Source organism: Deltaproteobacteria bacterium, from assembly GCA_026712905.1.
Classification (GTDB): domain Bacteria; phylum Desulfobacterota; class Binatia; order UBA9968; family JAJDTQ01; genus JAJDTQ01.
This window is the reverse complement of record JAPOPM010000067.1, coordinates 34,748-50,724: the sequence shown is the minus strand read 5'-3', so window position 1 is coordinate 50,724 and position 15,977 is coordinate 34,748. Positions and strand designations below refer to the sequence as shown.

Genomic DNA, 15,977 nt, shown 5'->3' with positions numbered 1-15,977 from the left:
GTGGAGTTACGGGGTGCGCCAAGCGCACCCCGTCTATCTATGCCGCCTTGTCGAAGTACTCCCGGGTGACCTTGAACACCATCGGTGCCAGCAGCAACAGGCCGATGAGGTTGGGCACCGCCATCAGGCCGTTGAGGGTGTCCGACAGGTTCCACACGAACCCTACCTTCACGTTGGCGAACGTCAGTGCCGCCAGCACCCACAGTCCGCGGTAGACCAACAGGCTGTTTTCGCTGAACAGGAACTGCCAGCAGCGTTCGCCGTAGTAGGACCACCCGAGGATGGTGGTGAAGGCGAAGACCGCCAATGCCACGGTGACGATGTAGCTTCCGCCGGGCACGGCGCTTTCGAAGCTCGCGGAGGTCAGCACCACGCCGGTGAGGCCGCCGCCGTCCGCGCCCGTCAGGGTCCAGGCCCCGGACGTCAGGATCACCAGGGCGGTCATGGTGCAAACGACGAGGGTGTCGATGAAGGTCCCGAGCATGGCGATGATGCCCTGGCGCACCGGGCTGTTGGTCTGCGCCGCCGCGTGGGCGATGGCCGCGGAGCCCAGGCCGGATTCGTTGGAGAACACGCCGCGCGCCACCCCGAAACGGACCGCCGCTGCCACGGCCGCCCCGGCGAAACCCCCGGCTGCCGCTGCCGGAGTGAAGGCGTGGGTGAAGATCAGCGCGATGGCCGCCGGCACCGCGGTGATGTTGATGATGATGACCAGGAGCGCGGCGCCGATGTAGAGCACGATCATGGCCGGCACCAGCTTGCCGGCGACTTCGCCGATGCGCTGGATGCCGCCGATGACCACCACGCCCACCAGCACCGCCACGATCACGCCGGTGATCCAGGTGGGGACACCGAAGCTGTCGGCCAGCGCCGTGGCCATGGAGTTGACCTGCACGGCGTTGCCGATGCCGAAGGCGGCCACCGCGCCGAAGACGGCGAACAGAAGGCCCAGCCACTTGCCCAGCTCGGGGGCGAACGCGCCCACGCCGTTGCGCAGGTAGTACATGGGCCCGCCCACGTGCATGCCCTTCCCGTCCACCTCGCGGTAGGTGACCGCGCAAACGGCCTCGGCGTACTTGGTGGCCATGCCGAACAGGGCGATGAGCCACATGTAGAAGATCGCGCCCGGACCGCCCAGCGCGATGGCCGTGGCCACGCCGGCTATGTTGCCGGTGCCCACCGTGGCCGAAAGGGCCGTCATCAGCGCGTTGAAGGGTTTGACCTCGCCCTCGCCCGCGGCGCCGCTCTTGTCGAAGAGCAGCCGGAAGCCGTAGCCGACCTTGCGCCACGGCATGAACACGAGCCCGAGGGTCAGGAGCACCCCCGTCACGCCGAGCATTCCCAGCATCGGCGGACCCCAAGCGAAGGCGTTGACGGAATCGATGAGCGCGTTCAAACGTTCCATGGCATTCCCTCCGACTCAAGTCATGCGTTGCGGCACTCCCCGCGGGGCCGTGGGCATCTTCATCCCATTATGCTCAACTCGACAACGCCGTCAATAGCGATCGGCTGATTTCAAACAGGCGATGATCCCGGCAACGATGCCCCACCAGTTGCAGCCCCACCGGCAGCCCGGAGGGTCCGGTGAAGAGCGGCAGCGTCACGCACGGCAGGTGGGCCCATGTCGCGAGGATGTTGAAGGCCGTGTCGCCGGTGTTGTCGAGACCCACGGGCGCCTCGCCGGTGGCGCTGGGGGTCAGCAGGACGTCGAAGTCCTCGAGCGCCTCGTCCAGCCAAGCCCGGCATGCCGCCATGACTCGCTGCCCCTCCCGGTATTCCTCGTAGGACACCGCGGGCCAGTCCTTCATCTTCCCTTGCTGGAACTCGCTCAACAGCTCGAAGTGGTGGGTGCGCTCCCACGTCAGCGCGCGTGAGATCTCGTAGTCGCTGACCCGGCGGCCCATGGGCTCGAACTCGGCGAAGGGTCCGCCCAGGTCGAGGTCGGATACCGCGGCGCCGGCCCTGGCGAGATCGGCGGCGGCGCCTTCCACCTGCGCCTTGGTGTAGTCCAGCGCCTTGTCCCACAGGGGCGTGCGGCACAGGCCCACGCGCAGGTCCGTCACCGAGACCGGACTCAACGGCAGCACCGGCTCGCCCGTCACCGCCGCCCGGAACAGCGGCAGGTCCTCCACAGCGCGGCCGAACAGCCCCACGGTGTCGAAGGAGCCGGTGTTCTCCTTGACCCCCTCGTTGCTGATCTCGCCGTAGCTGGGCTTGTAGGCCACGCAGCCGCAGAACGACCCCGGCCGGATCACCGACCCCAGGGTCTGCGTGCCGAAGGCCATGAAGGCCATGAAACCCCCCACCGCCGCGGCCGAGCCGCTGGAAGAGCCCCCGGGCGTGTGCGTGGGATCGTGGGGGTTCCGGGTCTTGCCCGGATGGCGGCTGGCGAACTCGGTGGTTACGGTCTTGCCCAGGAGTACGCCGCCCGCGGCGCGGGTGAGCGCCACGCACGCGGCGTCCGCCCGGGGCCGAAAGCCCTCCCAGATGGGCGAACCGTAGCCCGTGGGCATGTCCGCGGTGTCCATGATGTCCTTGACCGCGAACGGAAGACCGTGCACCGCCCCGCGGCTCGACGCGCGGTCGCGCTCCCGCGCCTGCGCCACCGAATAGTCCGGGTCCAGGTGCATCCAGGCCTCCACCGCCGGCTCCCGTTCCTCGATGCGCTCCAGGCACGCGCGCGTCAGCTCCTCGGAGGTGACCTCTCCCCTGGCGACGCGCGCCACCGCTTCACTGGCCGAAAGTCTGCATAGATCGTTCATGGGTGGTATCCTCTGGCTGTTGTGTTGTGATGGTGATGACGGAAACTCCCGCATAACACGTTTGCCGGCGGGATTCGATTGAGCGCGCCACGAGGCCTTGCAGGCACAGGAGGCAGGACATGATCAAGACCAAGGGACTCTACCACAGCGGCATTCCCGTCAACGACATCGACCGGGCGGTGACCTTCTACCGCGACGTGCTGGGCATGGAGGTGGCCACCATCGCCCGCGACGACCTCCGGGGACTGGGCCGCGCCGACATGCGCTCCGGCAACAGCATCGTGGTGCTGTTCCAGCGCCCCACCCCCATCGACCGCGACGCCCTGGCCGAGGACGGCGTCACCCACCAGGCCTTCTACGTGGACGGCGACGACTTCGAAACCGCCGAAGAACGCATGCGCGAGGCCGGCGTCCGCATCCACGAAGTGCCCGTGGTGGAACGCCGCTCCGGCCGCGGCTTCTACTTCTTCGACCCCGACGGCAACCTGCTGCAGCTCTATGCGCCGCCGAAGAAGGCAGGGTGAACCCAAACTGGACAAAAGATGTGGCTGGTCATATATTATGTCCAATCCCGAAAGGGGGGACCAACCATGAAAACCATTGGGGCCGCAAAATTCAAGGAGCAGTGTTTGGCACTGCTGGATAACCTCGATGCCGAGGGATTGATCGTTACCAAGCACGGCAAACCCGTGGCGCGGATAGTTCCCTACGACCGGCAGTGCGCCGACCTCATCGGCAGCTTGCGCCACAAGATCGCGATCAGGGGCGATATCTTCAGTACGGGCGTTCGCTGGGACGCCGATGCTCAATCTTGATACGCACATCCTGGTCCTGGCGATCAACGGTGAACTCCGGCCGTCCGAGCAGGCAGTGTTGACCCGGGACCCGTGGTCCGTTTCCGCGATCGTGTTGTGGGAGTTGGCCAAGCTCGTTCAACTCGGCCGACTGGACATGGACCTCGATGACCGTGAAGTAACGCGAGTCCTCAACCGCCTGCAGGTGTGGCCCATCGATCTCGCGATCGCCCGAGCCTCGACACGGCTTGATTTCAGAAGCGATCCCGCTGACGAGATCATAGCCGCCACCAGTATGGTTCACCGCGTGCCGTTGGTTACGCGCGACCGCGTCATGCGTCGTTCGAAGATGATTCCGCTGGCCGCGTAACCCTCTACCGCTCCCGCCGCGACACCAGCAGGTGCAGCCCTAGGGACAGGGCGAGCATGAGCACGCCGATGACGGCGCCGATGCCGAAGGAGCCTTCGTCGAAGGCGCGCTGGAAGAGCAGGGTGGAGAGCACCTCGTTGCCGTAGGTGAACAGGATGATGGCGCCGGCGAACTCCCGCAGATAGATCTGGAACAGCAGGATCCACACCGAGAAGAGGCCGGTGCGCAGGAACGGGATGACGATGCGTACGATGGTGCCCAGGGCGCTGGCGCCGGACGTCCACGACGCTTCCTCGAATTCCTTGTGGAACTGAAACAGGAACGGGCTCAGGGTCCGCAGCGCGAACGGCAGGTAGTTGCCGATGAAGTAGAGCAGCAGTATCCACAGGGTGCCGTAGACCGGGGTCTTGATGTAGGCCCACACGAAGCCCACGGCCAGGATGGTGCCGGGGAAGGCCAGCGGCAGCATGGCGGCGGCCTCGATGGGCCCCTTGAGCTTGACGCCGCTGCGCACCAGCAGGTAGCCGAGGCCCAGAGCGATCAGCACCGTGGCGGTGGCGCCGGTGAGGCACAGGATCAGGGTGTTGGTGAGCGCGCGCCAGAACACCGTGTCTTCCAGGGCGGCGGTCCAGTGCCGAAACGTGAGCTGGGTCAGCAGGTCGAGGCTCGGGGAGGCCACGAACTGCGAGAAGGAGAGCAGCAGGATCACCAGTGCCGGCAGCAGGATGACCACGGCGAAGTAGAGCGAGCAGCACACCAGGGCGACGTAGCGCCACCCGCCCAACCGATGGACGTTCTCCGGCCGGGCCTTGCCGGTGACCGTGACGAAGCTCTCGGCGCGCCGCACCAGGTGACGGTAGAGGAACAGCGACACCAGGCTCAGGGGGATCACCATCATGGCCAGCGCCGCGGCCGTGTTGTAGTAGATCAGCGACTGGTAGTCCGAGGCGATGAGGTTGAAGATGGCCGAGGTGAAGACGAAGATGCCGCCGGGCGCGCCGATGATGATGGGCACTTCCAGCGTGATGAGGCCGATGACGAAGACCAGCAGGAACGAGGAGAGGATCAGCGGGCGCAGCACCGGCAGGGTCACGCGTCGGAGCGTTCCCATGACCGTGTTGCCGCAGGCGATGGACTGCTCTTCCAGCGACGGGTCCATGAGCCGGAACGCGTTCAGGGCGATGAGGAACACGATCGGCGACTCGTACAGCACCATGATGAAGATCATCCCGGGGAACGAGTAGATGTTGAACAGGTTGGTGCCGAAAATCTCGCGGAAGAGCACGTTGATCACGCCGATGCGGGGGCTCAGAAGCAGGATCCAGGCCAGCGCCGCGATGATCACCGGGAAGGCCCGGGGCACGATGCCGAGCTTGGCGAACACCCGGCCGAAGGGCATGTCGGTGCGCTCCACCAGGAACGCCATGGTGACGCCCAGCAAGACGGAGATGGCGGCCGTCGCGAAGGCGAACACCAGCGAGTTGAAGACCAGTGTGGGGATGTCCGCGGGGATGCTGATGGTGAGGGCGCGGATCCAGTTGGCCAGGGTGACGTGCCCCGCGGCCACCGGCGAGGCCGACCAGAAGCTTCCGAAGACCAGCGCCAGCACGGGGACGAGGATGACGACGCCGATGACCACCATCAAGATGGCGTATACGGCCCGCATGGCGTTCTCGGTGTGCATGCCTCCGGTCTCCGTTGTTCGCAGCGGTCCCTTCCTGGGGCGTTCCCCCGGAACGTTACCTCACCCGTGCCGCTCCAATGGACATTTCCGTGCCTTCCGCCGTCAACCCGCACGCGCCCGTCGCTACGCGGTGCGCAATAGGAATAGCTGCCCCGAGATGTAGCGCGCGGCGTCCGATATCAGGTAGCGGATCAGGCCCGTGATCTCGTCCTTCTGGGTAAAGCCCCCGAGGAGCGGAGACGTGTCCTGCTTGCGGGTCCACTGTTCCTCGGACATGCCCGCCCGAGCCATGTCGGTCTCGGTGGCGCCGGGTCCGATGGCGTTGGCGGTGACGTTGTAGGGCGCCAGTTCCATGGCGAGGGTCTTGGTGAATGTGATGACCCCGCCCTTGGACGCCGCGTAGTGGGAGCCCATGGCCTGACCCGTGACCCCGCGGCCCGAGGCCACGTTGATGATGCGGCCCGATTTGCGCTCGGCCATGTGGCGCGCTGCCGCCTGGGAACACAGGAAGAGCCCGGTGAGGTTGACGCGGATGACCCGTTCCCATTCCTCCGCCGGCATCTCCAGCACGGGGCAGCGCTTGATGACCCCGGCGGCGTTGAGCTGCACGTCGATATGGCCGTACTTGTCGACGGCCGCCGTGACCATGCCGTCCACGCTAGCCTTGTCGCCAACATCCACCTGCACGGCAAGAGCCTGACCCCCGGCTTTTTCGATGTCCGCGACGAGTGCCTGCGCCCCCTCGCCGTTGTAATCCGCCACCACGACGCTGTGGCCGTCCTCCGCCAGCGTCCGGCAGATGGCCGACCCAATACCGCCGGCGCCCCCGGTTACCACCACGACCTGTGACATGTTACCTCCAACAAACCGCGTCCCTCGACTCCGTTTCGCTGACGCCTGTCCTGAGCCTGACGAAGGTCCCAGGACAGGCGTCAGCGAAGCAGAGTCGAAGGACGCATTTCAAACTTCAAACGGGTGCTACGGCGTCCGCAGCAGGAACGTCTGTCCCGTGACATACCGCGCCGCGTCGGACACGAGGTAGCGCACCAGGCCCGTGATCTCGTCCTTCTGCGTCAACCCGCCGTGCAACGGGTCCAGGGCCACGATGGCCTGCCATTGTTCCTCGGTGTACCCGGCCCGGGCCATGGGTGTGTTGGCGCGCCCGGGGCAGATGTTGTTGACCAGGATGTTGTCCTCGGTGACCTCCACGGCCATGGTCTTGGTGAAGGCGATGACGCCGGCCTTGGAGGCCGCGTAGTGCGCCGATTTGGGAGCGCCGGCGATGCCGCGTCCCGACGCCACATTGAGGATGCGCCCGCCCTGACGCGCGCGCATGGCCGCGGCCGCGGCCTGGCTGCACAGGAACACGCCCCGCAGGTTCACCCGGATCACGCGGTCCCACTCGTCCTCGGCCATCTCCGCGATGGGGAAGCGTCCCATGAGGCCGGCGAAGTTGATCTGCACGTCGAGTTGCCCGTAGGCGTCGAGGGCGGCCTGCACCATGGCTTCGACGCTCTGCTTGTCGCCCACGTCCACGCCCACCGCCATGGCCTCCTTGCCCTCCGACTTGAGCCTGGCAGCCAGCGCCTCCGCGTCATCCTTTCTGAAATCGGCGACCACCACCCGCAGCCCGTCTTCCGCCAGCGCGGCGCAAACCTCGGATCCCAAGCCTCCGGCCCCTCCTGTTACGATAACGACATCGGCCATGCGTACGTGTTCCTCCTTTTCGCGGTTCAAGCCTGGAGCACGGGACGGCATACGATTCGAGCCGTGCCCGTCCAAGCCAGCCGATCCATATCCCGACATCAACTGAAAAGCAACCCGCAAACCGGGCTCGCCACACTCCGCCCGGAGGACAGTTGGCATACACGGCCCGAATCGTCATTCCCGCGAAACAGGCTGTGTGAAAACTCATGAGGCAACTACGTAACGGAACGTCATTCCCGCGAAAGCGGGAATCCAGGGGTGGTGGTGGGGCACTGCAGCGGCGTTTTCCCGCCTCGCCACCCCTGGATTCCCGCTTCCGCGGGAATGACGTTCCGTAGGGTCCTTGCCTCACGGGTTTTGACACAGCCTGGGAAGCGGGAAACGCCGCGACCCGGCAGCGCCACCCCGAAGAGTCATTCCCGCGAAAGCTTGCCCTCGACCCCGATCGGGGGCGGGAATCCAGGCGAGGTGAGGCGGGGAATGCGTCCATTGCGCCCCTCTTCACCCCTGGACCCCCGCCCCCGATCGGGATCGAGGGCAAGCTTCCGCGGGAATGATAACGCTGTTCGTCAATGCCACTTCGCGCCCCGAACACGCTCACCCGCTCCGCCCTGCGTGGTACGCCGCGTACGCTCCCTCCCACCGCCGGCTGAACAGGCGCCACAGGTTGGCGGCCACCCGCTGGGCCATGAACAGGCTGAACCCCGCCCACACCCCGAAAAGGCCCAGCTCGAGGTGGAAGGCGAGGCCGGTGAGGGGCACGAACAGGAGCAGGCCGCCCGCGAGCATCGCCCACATGAGAAAACGCGTGTCGTGGGCGCCCAGCAGGAATCCGTCCGAGGCGAACGCGATGCCGTTCAGGGGCTGGAACACCACCAGCAGCAGGAAGGCTTCGGTGCGCACGAGATTCGTGACGGCGGCGGCGTCCGTGAAGAAGGCCAGGAGCGGCTCCTGGAGGGTGAAGTAGGCCGCGCCGAAGACGGCGCCGCCGGCACAGCCCCAGCCCACCAGGAGCCGACCCAGGCGTAGTGCTCGCCGGGCGTTGCCCGCCCCCAGGTGCCGCGCCACCAGCGTCTGCCCGGCCACGGCCAGCCCATCGATGGTGTCGGAGCAGAAGATGAAGAGCTGGAAGACGATCTCGTAGGCCGCGAGGTACACCGGCCCCATGCGCGCCAGGATGGCGGTGGAGAAGACCAGTGAAAGGCGCAGCCCGGCGGTGCGCACCGCCAGGTCCCCGGCGATGCGCGAGAGGTTGCGGAAGCGCCGCAGCCGGAGCTGCCGGCTGCTGAGTTCATAGGGTCCGGTGTAGTCCGAGAACCACAGGAGGCGGGCGTACGCGGCGATGCCCAGGCCGTGGGCCGTCACCGAAGCCATGGCCGCGCCCCGCAGGCCCAGGGCGGGGAACCCGAAGCCGCCGTAGATCAGCGCATAGTCCAGCACGATGTTGGTCCCGCTCATGGCGAACGCGACGAGCATCGGCGACACGGTGTTCTGGACGCCGCGCAGGAACCCCACGGCCGCGTAGATGGAGAAGAGCATGGGGATGGCGGCGCAACGGATGCGGAAGTAGGGGATGCCGAGCTCCGCCACGCCGGGTGTCGCGCCCATGATCGCGTAAAGCTGGGGCGCGAACAGGAAGCACAGGGAGGCCACGAAGGTCCCGCCGGCTACCGCCACCACCAGGGCGTGGCGGAAGATCTCGCCGCAGGCCTGGTAGTTGCGCGAGCCGTACTGGCTCGCCACCAGGCTCGTGGTGCCGAAGATCAGGAACGCGAAGATCCAGCTCACCGCGCCGATGAGGCTCGTGGCGATGGCCTTGGCCGCCAACGGCTCCACGCCCAGGTGGCCGATCATGGCCGTGTCGACGATGTTGAGAACCGGCTCGCTGGCAATGGCCAGGGACGCGGGGACGGCGAGGCGCAGGAGCTCTCGCCCGTCGGAGGCCGGGGATGCGGGCGTAGGAGCGTCAGTAATGGCGCGGTCCGCCTTGCGTGTAGATGCGCACGCGCGCGCTGGCGCGGTCGAAACGCCGCCGCAGCCAGCGTTTGAACGCGTTCCGGGTGGTGGGGATGAGCATGAGGAATCCGAACGCGTCCGTGAGGATGCCCGGCGTGATCAGCAGCAGGCCCGCCACCAGGATGATCACCCCGTCCATCATCTCCTCGGCCGGCACGATTCCCTGGCTCAGGTTGCGCTGGATCTGTCCCAGGGTGCGCAGCCCCTCCAGCTTGGCGAGGAACGCCCCGAGCACTCCAGTGCCGAGCACCAGCAGGATGGTGTTGAGCCCGCCGATCATCGAGCCCACCTGGATGAGCAGGTAAAGCTCCACCAGCGGAACCACGGTGAACAGCAGCAGAAGTCGTGGAAACATGGCGTCAGGTGTGGTTTACGCGGCTGCGTCGTGAATGAACCCGGCGAGAATTTCCAGGCCGTCCACCAGCCGCGGACCGGGCCGGTTGAAGTATTTGGCGCCGTCCACCGCGAAGACGCGCCCGCCCGCCACGGCGGGAATGCCCTGCCACGCGGGCAGGTCCTTGAGCGGTTCCCACTCCTTCGAGGTCCGCTCCCGGTCGAAACCGCAAGGCATGAGCACCAGCACCTCGGGCGCGGCCTCGATCACGTCCTCCAGGGATACTCGCTCGGAAGGCTTGTGCTTCACGGCCAACACGTCCTCGCCGCCGGCCAGCTCGACCATTTCCGGCACCCAATGGCCGGCGCTGTACAGCGGGTCCAGCCATTCCAGGCACGCCACCCGCGGCCTGACCGCGCGCTTCGCGGCACTCTCCGCCACCTGTTTTACGCGTTCTTCCAGAGACCGCGCCAGGGTCTCCGCCCGCGCCGCCGTTCCCGTGGCGTTGCCCACCCGCCGTATGTCCCTCAACATCTCGCCCAGGGAGTTGGGGGACAGCGACAGCACCCGCGCCGGCGGTCTGAGCGTACCCGCGGCGGCCATGACGTCGTTGTATCCCACGGCGCACACGTCGCACAGTCCCTGGGTGAGAATGACGTCGGGGTTGATGCGCTGCAACAACTCCAGGTCCAGGCTGTAGAGCCCCTCGCCACGGCCCACGTGCCTCCGTACCGCTTCATCGATCTCCCGGCTGGTGGATTTGTCGGAGTCGATACGGCCGCGCACCACCACGGGCCTCCGGCGCGCCTCGGGTGGAAAGTCGCATTCGTGGCTCACGGCCACCACCGCGTCTCCCAGTCCCAGGGCGAACGCGACCTCGGTGGCGCTCGGCAAGAGCGTGCAGACCCGCATGTATCCACTCTTAGGGGAGCGGGCGGTATATTGCAATTGCGACCGAACCGTGTTGGAGTGCCGCGACGCGGACTTGAAAGGCGTCTTCGGGTGTTCTATCCTGACCCTTCGGGACCGCGTTTCGACGGCCCTTTCCACTCAGGAGGTTTTGATGCCGATTACCAACAGTCTCCCCGAGACGGTGTTTACCACCCGTGTCGATGATCTGTTGAACTGGGGCAGGGCGTCGTCCCAGTGGTACATGTTGTTCGGGTTGGCCTGTTGCGCCATCGAGCTCATGCAGACGGGCGGGCCGCGTGCCGATCTGGACCGGTTCGGCTGCGTGCCCCGGGCGACGCCGCGCCAGTCGGACCTGATGATCGTGGCCGGCACCTTGACCTACAAGATGGCCAAGCGCACGCGGCTGCTTTACGACCAGATGCCCGACCCCAAGTACGTCATCTCCATGGGAAGCTGCTCCAACTGCGGCGGACTGTTCCAGATGGCCTACTCCGTGTGCAAGGGGGTCGACAAGATCGTGCCCGTGGACGTGTATGTCCCCGGCTGCCCGCCGCGCCCCGAGGCCCTGACCGAAGGGCTTCTGCGGATTCAGGACAAGGTCATGCGCGAGCGCTGGCTGGTCAAGGGGTCCGCGGCGGCCGAGGCGCGCTGAGGCGCGAAGCACCGCGGCCGCGTCCCCGCCGCGGTCCATTCATTTCAAATCAAGCGGATACAGGCGGCGGCGCCGGGTCGGCGGACCTTGCGGCCGGTCGGAGAATCCAAAGGGAGGAATCGCATGGCTGAGTATGTCAAGGTCGCGACCACCGAGGAGGTGGAGCCCGGCAAGCCGAAGCTGGTGGAAGTCAACGGCCGCCGGGTCGCGCTGTTCAACCTGGAAGGGTCTTTCTACGCCATCGACGACGTCTGCACCCATCGCGGCGCGCCGTTGTCGGAGGGCGAGGTCATGGGCAAGGAGATCCAGTGCCCGTGGCACGGCGCCATGTTCGACATCACCACGGGCGAGGCTTCGGGTCCGCCCGCCGACGAGGGAGTCGACAAGTACAACGTGCGCGTTTCCGGGTCCGATATCGAGGTCGAGGTCTGACGCGCCGCCCGGGCGCCGGCGGCCGTTTTCGGTGAGCAAACCCTCATAAGGGAGGTACATGACGATGGCGGATGACGTTCTGGGCAGGATCGAAGAGCAGGTGAAGAACAACCGGGTGATGGTGTTCATGAAGGGCACCCCGAACTTTCCCCAATGCGGCTTCTCCGCCCACACGGTGGAGATCCTCCGCGCCCACAATGCGGAGTTCGAGAGCTTCGACGTGCTCTCCGACCCGGCGGTCCGGGATGGCGTGAAGCAATACTCGAGTTGGCCCACCATCCCGCAGGTCTACATCGACGGCCAGTTCGTGGGCGGCTGCGACATCGTTCACGAGCTGCATGAACGGGGCGAGCTGGACGCACTGCTCAAGCCCGCCGCGAAAGAGTAGCCGAAAGCGGGAGAGAACCACGGCTTCATTGTTCGACGAGATCGGCGCGGAGCGCCTGCGGGAGGTCATCGAGGTCTTCGTGGACCGGATCTTCGATGACCTCATGATCGGTTTCTTCTTCCGCAACGCCGACCGCGACCGGGTCAAGAAACTGGAATTCCAGTTCACCGCGCGGGCGCTCGGCGCCGACATCGAGTACGAAGGGCGTCCGCTCGAACAGGCCCACGCGCCGCATCCGATCATGGGCGGCCAGTTCGCGCGCCGGCTGCAGATCCTGCGCGAGACCCTCGACGAATTTCACGTGCCTCCGGCCGTGCAAACGGCGTGGCTGGACCACACCGAGAGCCTCCGCTCCCTCATCACGCGCGACCGCGGCTCCGACTGCGACCCCGCCGAGGCCCGGCGCAAGGCCTTGGCCCATCCCTCATGACGGAACCTCGGAACGACCCGCAGGTGCTCAAGGTGGCGCGGGACGAGGCCTTCGACATGGCGCTTTACGTGCGCCTCCGCGAGATGGAGACCGGGGAGGTCCACAACGTTTTGAGCCGCCTCGTCACCGTGGAGCGGGGACACGTCGCCTTCTGGGCCGACTTCGCCGGCATCGAGGACAGCACCCTGGACCGGGTGCAGCGCCTGCGGCTGGGCCTTCTCGTGCTCTTGCGGCGCTGTTTCGGCGTCGCCATGACCTTCCTCATCCTGGAAGCCATCGAGATCTACGGCGTCAAGAAGTACTGGGTTCTGTGGGACCGCTACAAGGACACGCCCTACGGTCCGCGCATCCGCGGCATCCTGCGCGACGAGTTCGGCCACGAGGACGAGATCGTCGCCGGGCTCACCGGCAGACGGCTGAACCCGGAACGCGTGCGCGACATCTTCCTGGGCCTCAACGATGGCCTGGTGGAGGTCCTCGGTAGCGTCACCGGCTTCTATGCCTCTTTCGGCCATCCCGCCTACGTGGCGGTGGCGAGCCTCACGGTGGCGGTGGCGGGCTCCATTTCCATGGCCGCGGGGGTGCTGGCCTCGTCCCGCTCCCAGCGCGAGGTCCAGCGCATCGAGAACGCCAAGCGCCACTTCTTCGATCCGGAGCTGAAGCCGCCCGAGGAGACGCGCCCGCTGTCGGCCGCGGTTGCCGTGGGCATCTCCTACTTCGTGGGCGCCATGTTCCCCATCCTCCCGGTGCTTCTGGGAGCGGTGAGCCCGGTGTGGTCGATAGCGGTGGGCGGCGCCATGGTGGTCGTCGTGACCGCGCTCCTGTCGGTCATGTCGGGCATGGAGGTTCGCCCACGGGTGCTTCAGAACCTCCTCCTGGTGTTCGGCGCCGTGGCCGTCACCTATGTTCTGGGAACGCTTGTCAAGGACTTCTGGAACATCAGTGTGTAACGATCCGCACGGGCCACCGAGGGGTCCGGAGGCTCCATGAGCAATCGAGACATCGCCGCGGCGCGCGCCTACCACGAACGCACCAAGCATTCGCTCACGAGCGTGCGCGGCGGTCCCCACTATCTGGATTGGGACAACCAGCCACGTCCGTTCAAGGTCTACGAGAACCTGGAGTCGCTGCCGCTGGAGCCACACCTCCAGTCCACGGACGTGCCGGCGCTACGCGCCATCTCCGAGGCCGCCCCGGAGGCGGAGCGCGGCGTGACCCGCGCGGAGCTGGCGGAGGTGCTCTTCCTCTGCGCCGGGGTCACGCGCCGGCGGCGCTACTCCGGCGGCGAGATGCTCTTTCGCGCGGCCGCGTGCACGGGCGCGCTCTACCACATCGACGTCTACGTGGTCGCGGGTCCGTTGGCCGACCTGGACGCCGGCGTGTATCACTTCGCCCCGGACCGCTTCGCGCTGACCCCCCTGCGCGCCGGCGACCACCGCGGCGTCCTGGTGGAGGCGAGCGGCGGCGAGCCCGCCGTGGCCCAGGCCCCGGCCATCCTGGTGCTCACCTCGACGTTCTGGCGCAATAGCTGGAAGTACCGCGACCGCACCTACCGGCACTGCTTCTGGGACGGGGGCACGCTCCTTGCCAACTGCCTTGCCGCGGCTTCGGCCCGCGGCATCCCGACGCGAACGGTGATGGGTTTCGCGGACGCGCCGGTGAACCACCTGCTGGGCCTCGATCCCGAGAAGGAAGTGTCGCTGTGTCTCGTGCCCCTGGCCCGTTCGGCGTCGTCCACGCCACCGTCCGGGGAGAGCCTGCCGACCCTCGACTTCGTCACCCGCCCCCTGTCCGCCCGCGAAGTGGATTACCCGTCCATCCGGGAGGTGCACGCGGCGTCATGTCTGGAGAGCGGCGCCGAGGTCCGGCGGTGGCGCGAAGCCGAGGCCGGCGCGCCGGACGGCGGCGGGGGAGCCGAGGCCGGCGTGACAGCGCCCGACACCGCGCCCCGCGCGCTGCCCCCGGCCTTCGACTCTCCCGCGGCGCTTCCAGCCGGCAGCATCGAGCAGGTGATCCTGCGCCGCGGCTCCACGCGCCGGTTCTCCCATGAATCCATCACCCTCGCGCAGTTGTCCAACGCCCTGCATTACGCCACCCGAGGGGTGCACACCGACGTCGACCCCGACGCGTCCCGTGCGCTCAGCCGGCTCTATCTCATCCTCAACAATGTGGACGGTGCCGCGCCCGGCGCCTACGTGTTCGACCGCGACAACGGGCGCCTCGATCTTCTCAAGGAAGGGAGCTTCCGCAAGGAGGCCGGCTTCCTCGGCCTGGGCCAGGAGATCCCCGCCGACGCCAGCGTCAACGTCTACTTCCTCGCCGACCTCGAAGCGGTGCTGGAGCGCTACGGCAACCGCGGCTACCGCCTCGCCCAGATGGACGCCAGCGTCGTCGCCGGCCGCCTCTACCTGGCGGCCTACGCCCAAGGGTTCGGCGCGTCCGGGCTTACGTTCTTCGACGACGACGTGACCGCGTTCTTCTCGCCCCACGCCGCCGGCAAGAGCGTCCTGTTCCTGATCGCGTTGGGCCGGCGGCTGCGCAAGTAGGCGAAAGGGCCCCGGTCGGTATCGAATTGGCGCACGCAGCCGTGCGTGGCGGGCCGGCGCGCGGTCGGCGGGAAAGCGAGGTTGATTCGTATGGTCACGAACGGGGAGACTCCACGAAGGGTCCGTCTGGCCGCGGTCATGATCGCGGTCGGGATGTGGATGGCCTCCGGGGCCGCCATCGCCGGCGACTTCTACTTGCGCGGCGGCGTCGGTCTCGACCGGCCGGGCGGCACCACGTTCATGGATGAAGACTGTTCCACCACCACCCCGGCGGCACTGTACGGCTGCGGCACGGGTGGAGACGGCGCGCCGTACCGGTCGCGCGGCGACTTGGGGACGGTGCCGGCGCTCGATCTCGGGCTGGGCTACGCGGCGGCCGCGGCGCGCTTCGAGGTCCTGGTCGGATATCGGCCGCGCTTCGAGTTCAAGGGCCGCGCCAATTTCCTGGCGCCGGAACTCCGGCAATCGGTCTCGGCGAACCTGTCCTCCGTTTCCGGAATGCTTGCGGCCTTTGGCGACTTCTCCAGGCTGGGGCTGCCCACCCTCGGCCCCCTCGATCCATTCATCGGCGTCGGCGTCGGCGCGGTCCGCACCCACATCGGGAATACGCGCATGACGTTTCCGGCGACGACGACCATCGCGCCGGGTGGAAGCCGGACGGATATGGCCTGGATGGCGACGGCCGGGGTCGCGCTGGCACTGAACGACCGCGTGACCCTCGATCTCGCGTGGCGCTATACGGACCTGGGTGAGATCCGCACGGCGCGGGGCGACGGCCGGGTGGTCTGGCGCGACGGCAGCCGGGAGCCGTTGCCGCTCGATCTGGCGCCGACCCGCGCGAGGCTCGCGGGCCACGGAATCCACCTGTCGCTGCGCTACGCATTCTGACGCGCGTGGTACCCGCCACTGGGGGGCGACCGCAGGTCGCCCCTACAAGTCATCGCGCCTTG

General features: G+C 67.3%; 18 protein-coding genes. 10 read left to right on the top strand and 8 right to left on the bottom strand.

The window, feature by feature from the left end:
- Window positions 1-37: 37 nt before the first annotated feature.
- Window positions 38-1,405 carry a sodium:alanine symporter family protein gene (locus OXF11_05250; protein MCY4486508.1) on the bottom strand — a complete coding sequence of 456 codons (1,368 nt, stop codon included), beginning with the start codon at window positions 1,403-1,405 and terminating at the stop codon, window positions 38-40.
- A gap of 73 nt (window positions 1,406-1,478) precedes the next feature.
- A complete protein-coding gene (locus tag OXF11_05245; GenBank protein ID MCY4486507.1) occupies window positions 1,479-2,762 on the bottom strand; it encodes an amidase in 1,284 nt (427 codons plus the stop codon).
- Window positions 2,763-2,881: 119 nt separating this feature from the next.
- Here OXF11_05245 and OXF11_05240 point away from each other — a divergent pair, with 119 nt between their 5' ends.
- The 3 genes from OXF11_05240 (at window position 2,882) to OXF11_05230 (ending at window position 3,926) form a co-directional block, all read left to right on the top strand.
- Window positions 2,882-3,286, top strand: a complete 405-nt coding sequence (locus OXF11_05240; protein ID MCY4486506.1) for a VOC family protein — start codon at window positions 2,882-2,884, stop codon at window positions 3,284-3,286.
- A gap of 66 nt (window positions 3,287-3,352) precedes the next feature.
- Window positions 3,353-3,577: a type II toxin-antitoxin system prevent-host-death family antitoxin gene (locus OXF11_05235; protein ID MCY4486505.1), complete on the top strand. Its 225-nt coding sequence runs from the start codon at window positions 3,353-3,355 to the stop codon at window positions 3,575-3,577.
- Window positions 3,564-3,926 carry a type II toxin-antitoxin system VapC family toxin gene (locus tag OXF11_05230; protein MCY4486504.1) on the top strand — a complete coding sequence of 121 codons (363 nt, stop codon included), beginning with the start codon at window positions 3,564-3,566 and terminating at the stop codon, window positions 3,924-3,926. Before OXF11_05235 ends, OXF11_05230 begins: the two co-directional genes overlap by 14 nt.
- Before the next feature lie 4 nt (window positions 3,927-3,930).
- Here OXF11_05230 and OXF11_05225 read toward each other — a convergent pair whose 3' ends face one another.
- The 6 genes from OXF11_05225 to OXF11_05200 form a co-directional block, all read right to left on the bottom strand.
- Complete coding sequence (locus OXF11_05225) at window positions 3,931-5,610, bottom strand: iron ABC transporter permease (GenBank protein MCY4486503.1); 1,680 nt, start codon at window positions 5,608-5,610, stop codon at window positions 3,931-3,933.
- A 123-nt stretch (window positions 5,611-5,733) separates the two neighbouring features.
- Window positions 5,734-6,462 carry an SDR family NAD(P)-dependent oxidoreductase gene (locus OXF11_05220; protein MCY4486502.1) on the bottom strand — a complete coding sequence of 243 codons (729 nt, stop codon included), beginning with the start codon at window positions 6,460-6,462 and terminating at the stop codon, window positions 5,734-5,736.
- A 126-nt stretch (window positions 6,463-6,588) separates the two neighbouring features.
- Window positions 6,589-7,317, bottom strand: coding sequence for an SDR family NAD(P)-dependent oxidoreductase (locus tag OXF11_05215; GenBank protein ID MCY4486501.1), 729 nt, complete (start codon window positions 7,315-7,317; stop codon window positions 6,589-6,591).
- Between the two features lie 597 nt (window positions 7,318-7,914).
- Entirely contained in the window at window positions 7,915-9,216 is a 1,302-nt protein-coding gene (locus OXF11_05210; GenBank protein ID MCY4486500.1) for an MATE family efflux transporter, read from the bottom strand.
- A gap of 67 nt (window positions 9,217-9,283) precedes the next feature.
- Complete coding sequence (locus OXF11_05205; GenBank protein MCY4486499.1) at window positions 9,284-9,688, bottom strand: FxsA family protein; 405 nt, start codon at window positions 9,686-9,688, stop codon at window positions 9,284-9,286.
- Between the two features lie 15 nt (window positions 9,689-9,703).
- Window positions 9,704-10,579 (bottom strand): cobalamin-binding protein, encoded by an 876-nt coding sequence (locus OXF11_05200; GenBank protein ID MCY4486498.1) that lies wholly within the window; start codon window positions 10,577-10,579, stop codon window positions 9,704-9,706.
- A 151-nt stretch (window positions 10,580-10,730) separates the two neighbouring features.
- Between OXF11_05200 and nuoB the strand changes: the two genes are divergently transcribed.
- The 7 genes from nuoB to OXF11_05165 all read left to right on the top strand — a co-directional run bounded on the left by nuoB (window position 10,731) and on the right by OXF11_05165 (window position 15,915).
- A complete protein-coding gene (gene nuoB, locus OXF11_05195) occupies window positions 10,731-11,231 on the top strand; it encodes an NADH-quinone oxidoreductase subunit NuoB (protein ID MCY4486497.1) in 501 nt (166 codons plus the stop codon).
- 123 nt (window positions 11,232-11,354) lie between these two features.
- Window positions 11,355-11,663, top strand: coding sequence for a non-heme iron oxygenase ferredoxin subunit (locus tag OXF11_05190; protein MCY4486496.1), 309 nt, complete (start codon window positions 11,355-11,357; stop codon window positions 11,661-11,663).
- A 64-nt stretch (window positions 11,664-11,727) separates the two neighbouring features.
- Complete coding sequence (gene grxD, locus OXF11_05185; GenBank protein ID MCY4486495.1) at window positions 11,728-12,051, top strand: Grx4 family monothiol glutaredoxin; 324 nt, start codon at window positions 11,728-11,730, stop codon at window positions 12,049-12,051.
- Window positions 12,052-12,079: 28 nt separating this feature from the next.
- Entirely contained in the window at window positions 12,080-12,481 is a 402-nt protein-coding gene (locus tag OXF11_05180) for a group 1 truncated hemoglobin (GenBank protein ID MCY4486494.1), read from the top strand.
- Window positions 12,478-13,431, top strand: coding sequence for a VIT1/CCC1 transporter family protein (locus OXF11_05175; GenBank protein ID MCY4486493.1), 954 nt, complete (start codon window positions 12,478-12,480; stop codon window positions 13,429-13,431). Before OXF11_05180 ends, OXF11_05175 begins: the two co-directional genes overlap by 4 nt.
- A 36-nt stretch (window positions 13,432-13,467) precedes the next feature.
- On the top strand, window positions 13,468-15,027 hold the full coding sequence (locus OXF11_05170; protein ID MCY4486492.1) for a SagB/ThcOx family dehydrogenase: 1,560 nt from the start codon (window positions 13,468-13,470) through the stop codon (window positions 15,025-15,027).
- Window positions 15,028-15,117: 90 nt separating this feature from the next.
- Window positions 15,118-15,915, top strand: coding sequence for a hypothetical protein (locus tag OXF11_05165; protein ID MCY4486491.1), 798 nt, complete (start codon window positions 15,118-15,120; stop codon window positions 15,913-15,915).
- Window positions 15,916-15,977: the final 62 nt, after the last annotated feature.

Coding starts and splice junctions, on each gene's coding strand:
- OXF11_05220 (MCY4486502.1), bottom strand. CDS start 6,462: ATGTCACAGGTCGTGGTGGTAACCGGGGGCGCCGGCGGTATTGGGTCG.
- OXF11_05250 (MCY4486508.1), bottom strand. CDS start 1,405: ATGGAACGTTTGAACGCGCTCATCGATTCCGTCAACGCCTTCGCTTGG.
- OXF11_05230 (MCY4486504.1), top strand. CDS start 3,564: ATGCTCAATCTTGATACGCACATCCTGGTCCTGGCGATCAACGGTGAA.
- OXF11_05225 (MCY4486503.1), bottom strand. CDS start 5,610: ATGCACACCGAGAACGCCATGCGGGCCGTATACGCCATCTTGATGGTG.
- OXF11_05235 (MCY4486505.1), top strand. CDS start 3,353: ATGAAAACCATTGGGGCCGCAAAATTCAAGGAGCAGTGTTTGGCACTG.
- OXF11_05190 (MCY4486496.1), top strand. CDS start 11,355: ATGGCTGAGTATGTCAAGGTCGCGACCACCGAGGAGGTGGAGCCCGGC.
- OXF11_05165 (MCY4486491.1), top strand. CDS start 15,118: ATGGTCACGAACGGGGAGACTCCACGAAGGGTCCGTCTGGCCGCGGTC.
- OXF11_05240 (MCY4486506.1), top strand. CDS start 2,882: ATGATCAAGACCAAGGGACTCTACCACAGCGGCATTCCCGTCAACGAC.
- nuoB (MCY4486497.1), top strand. CDS start 10,731: ATGCCGATTACCAACAGTCTCCCCGAGACGGTGTTTACCACCCGTGTC.
- grxD (MCY4486495.1), top strand. CDS start 11,728: ATGGCGGATGACGTTCTGGGCAGGATCGAAGAGCAGGTGAAGAACAAC.
- OXF11_05245 (MCY4486507.1), bottom strand. CDS start 2,762: ATGAACGATCTATGCAGACTTTCGGCCAGTGAAGCGGTGGCGCGCGTC.
- OXF11_05215 (MCY4486501.1), bottom strand. CDS start 7,317: ATGGCCGATGTCGTTATCGTAACAGGAGGGGCCGGAGGCTTGGGATCC.
- OXF11_05175 (MCY4486493.1), top strand. CDS start 12,478: ATGACGGAACCTCGGAACGACCCGCAGGTGCTCAAGGTGGCGCGGGAC.
- OXF11_05170 (MCY4486492.1), top strand. CDS start 13,468: ATGAGCAATCGAGACATCGCCGCGGCGCGCGCCTACCACGAACGCACC.
- OXF11_05205 (MCY4486499.1), bottom strand. CDS start 9,688: ATGTTTCCACGACTTCTGCTGCTGTTCACCGTGGTTCCGCTGGTGGAG.
- OXF11_05200 (MCY4486498.1), bottom strand. CDS start 10,579: ATGCGGGTCTGCACGCTCTTGCCGAGCGCCACCGAGGTCGCGTTCGCC.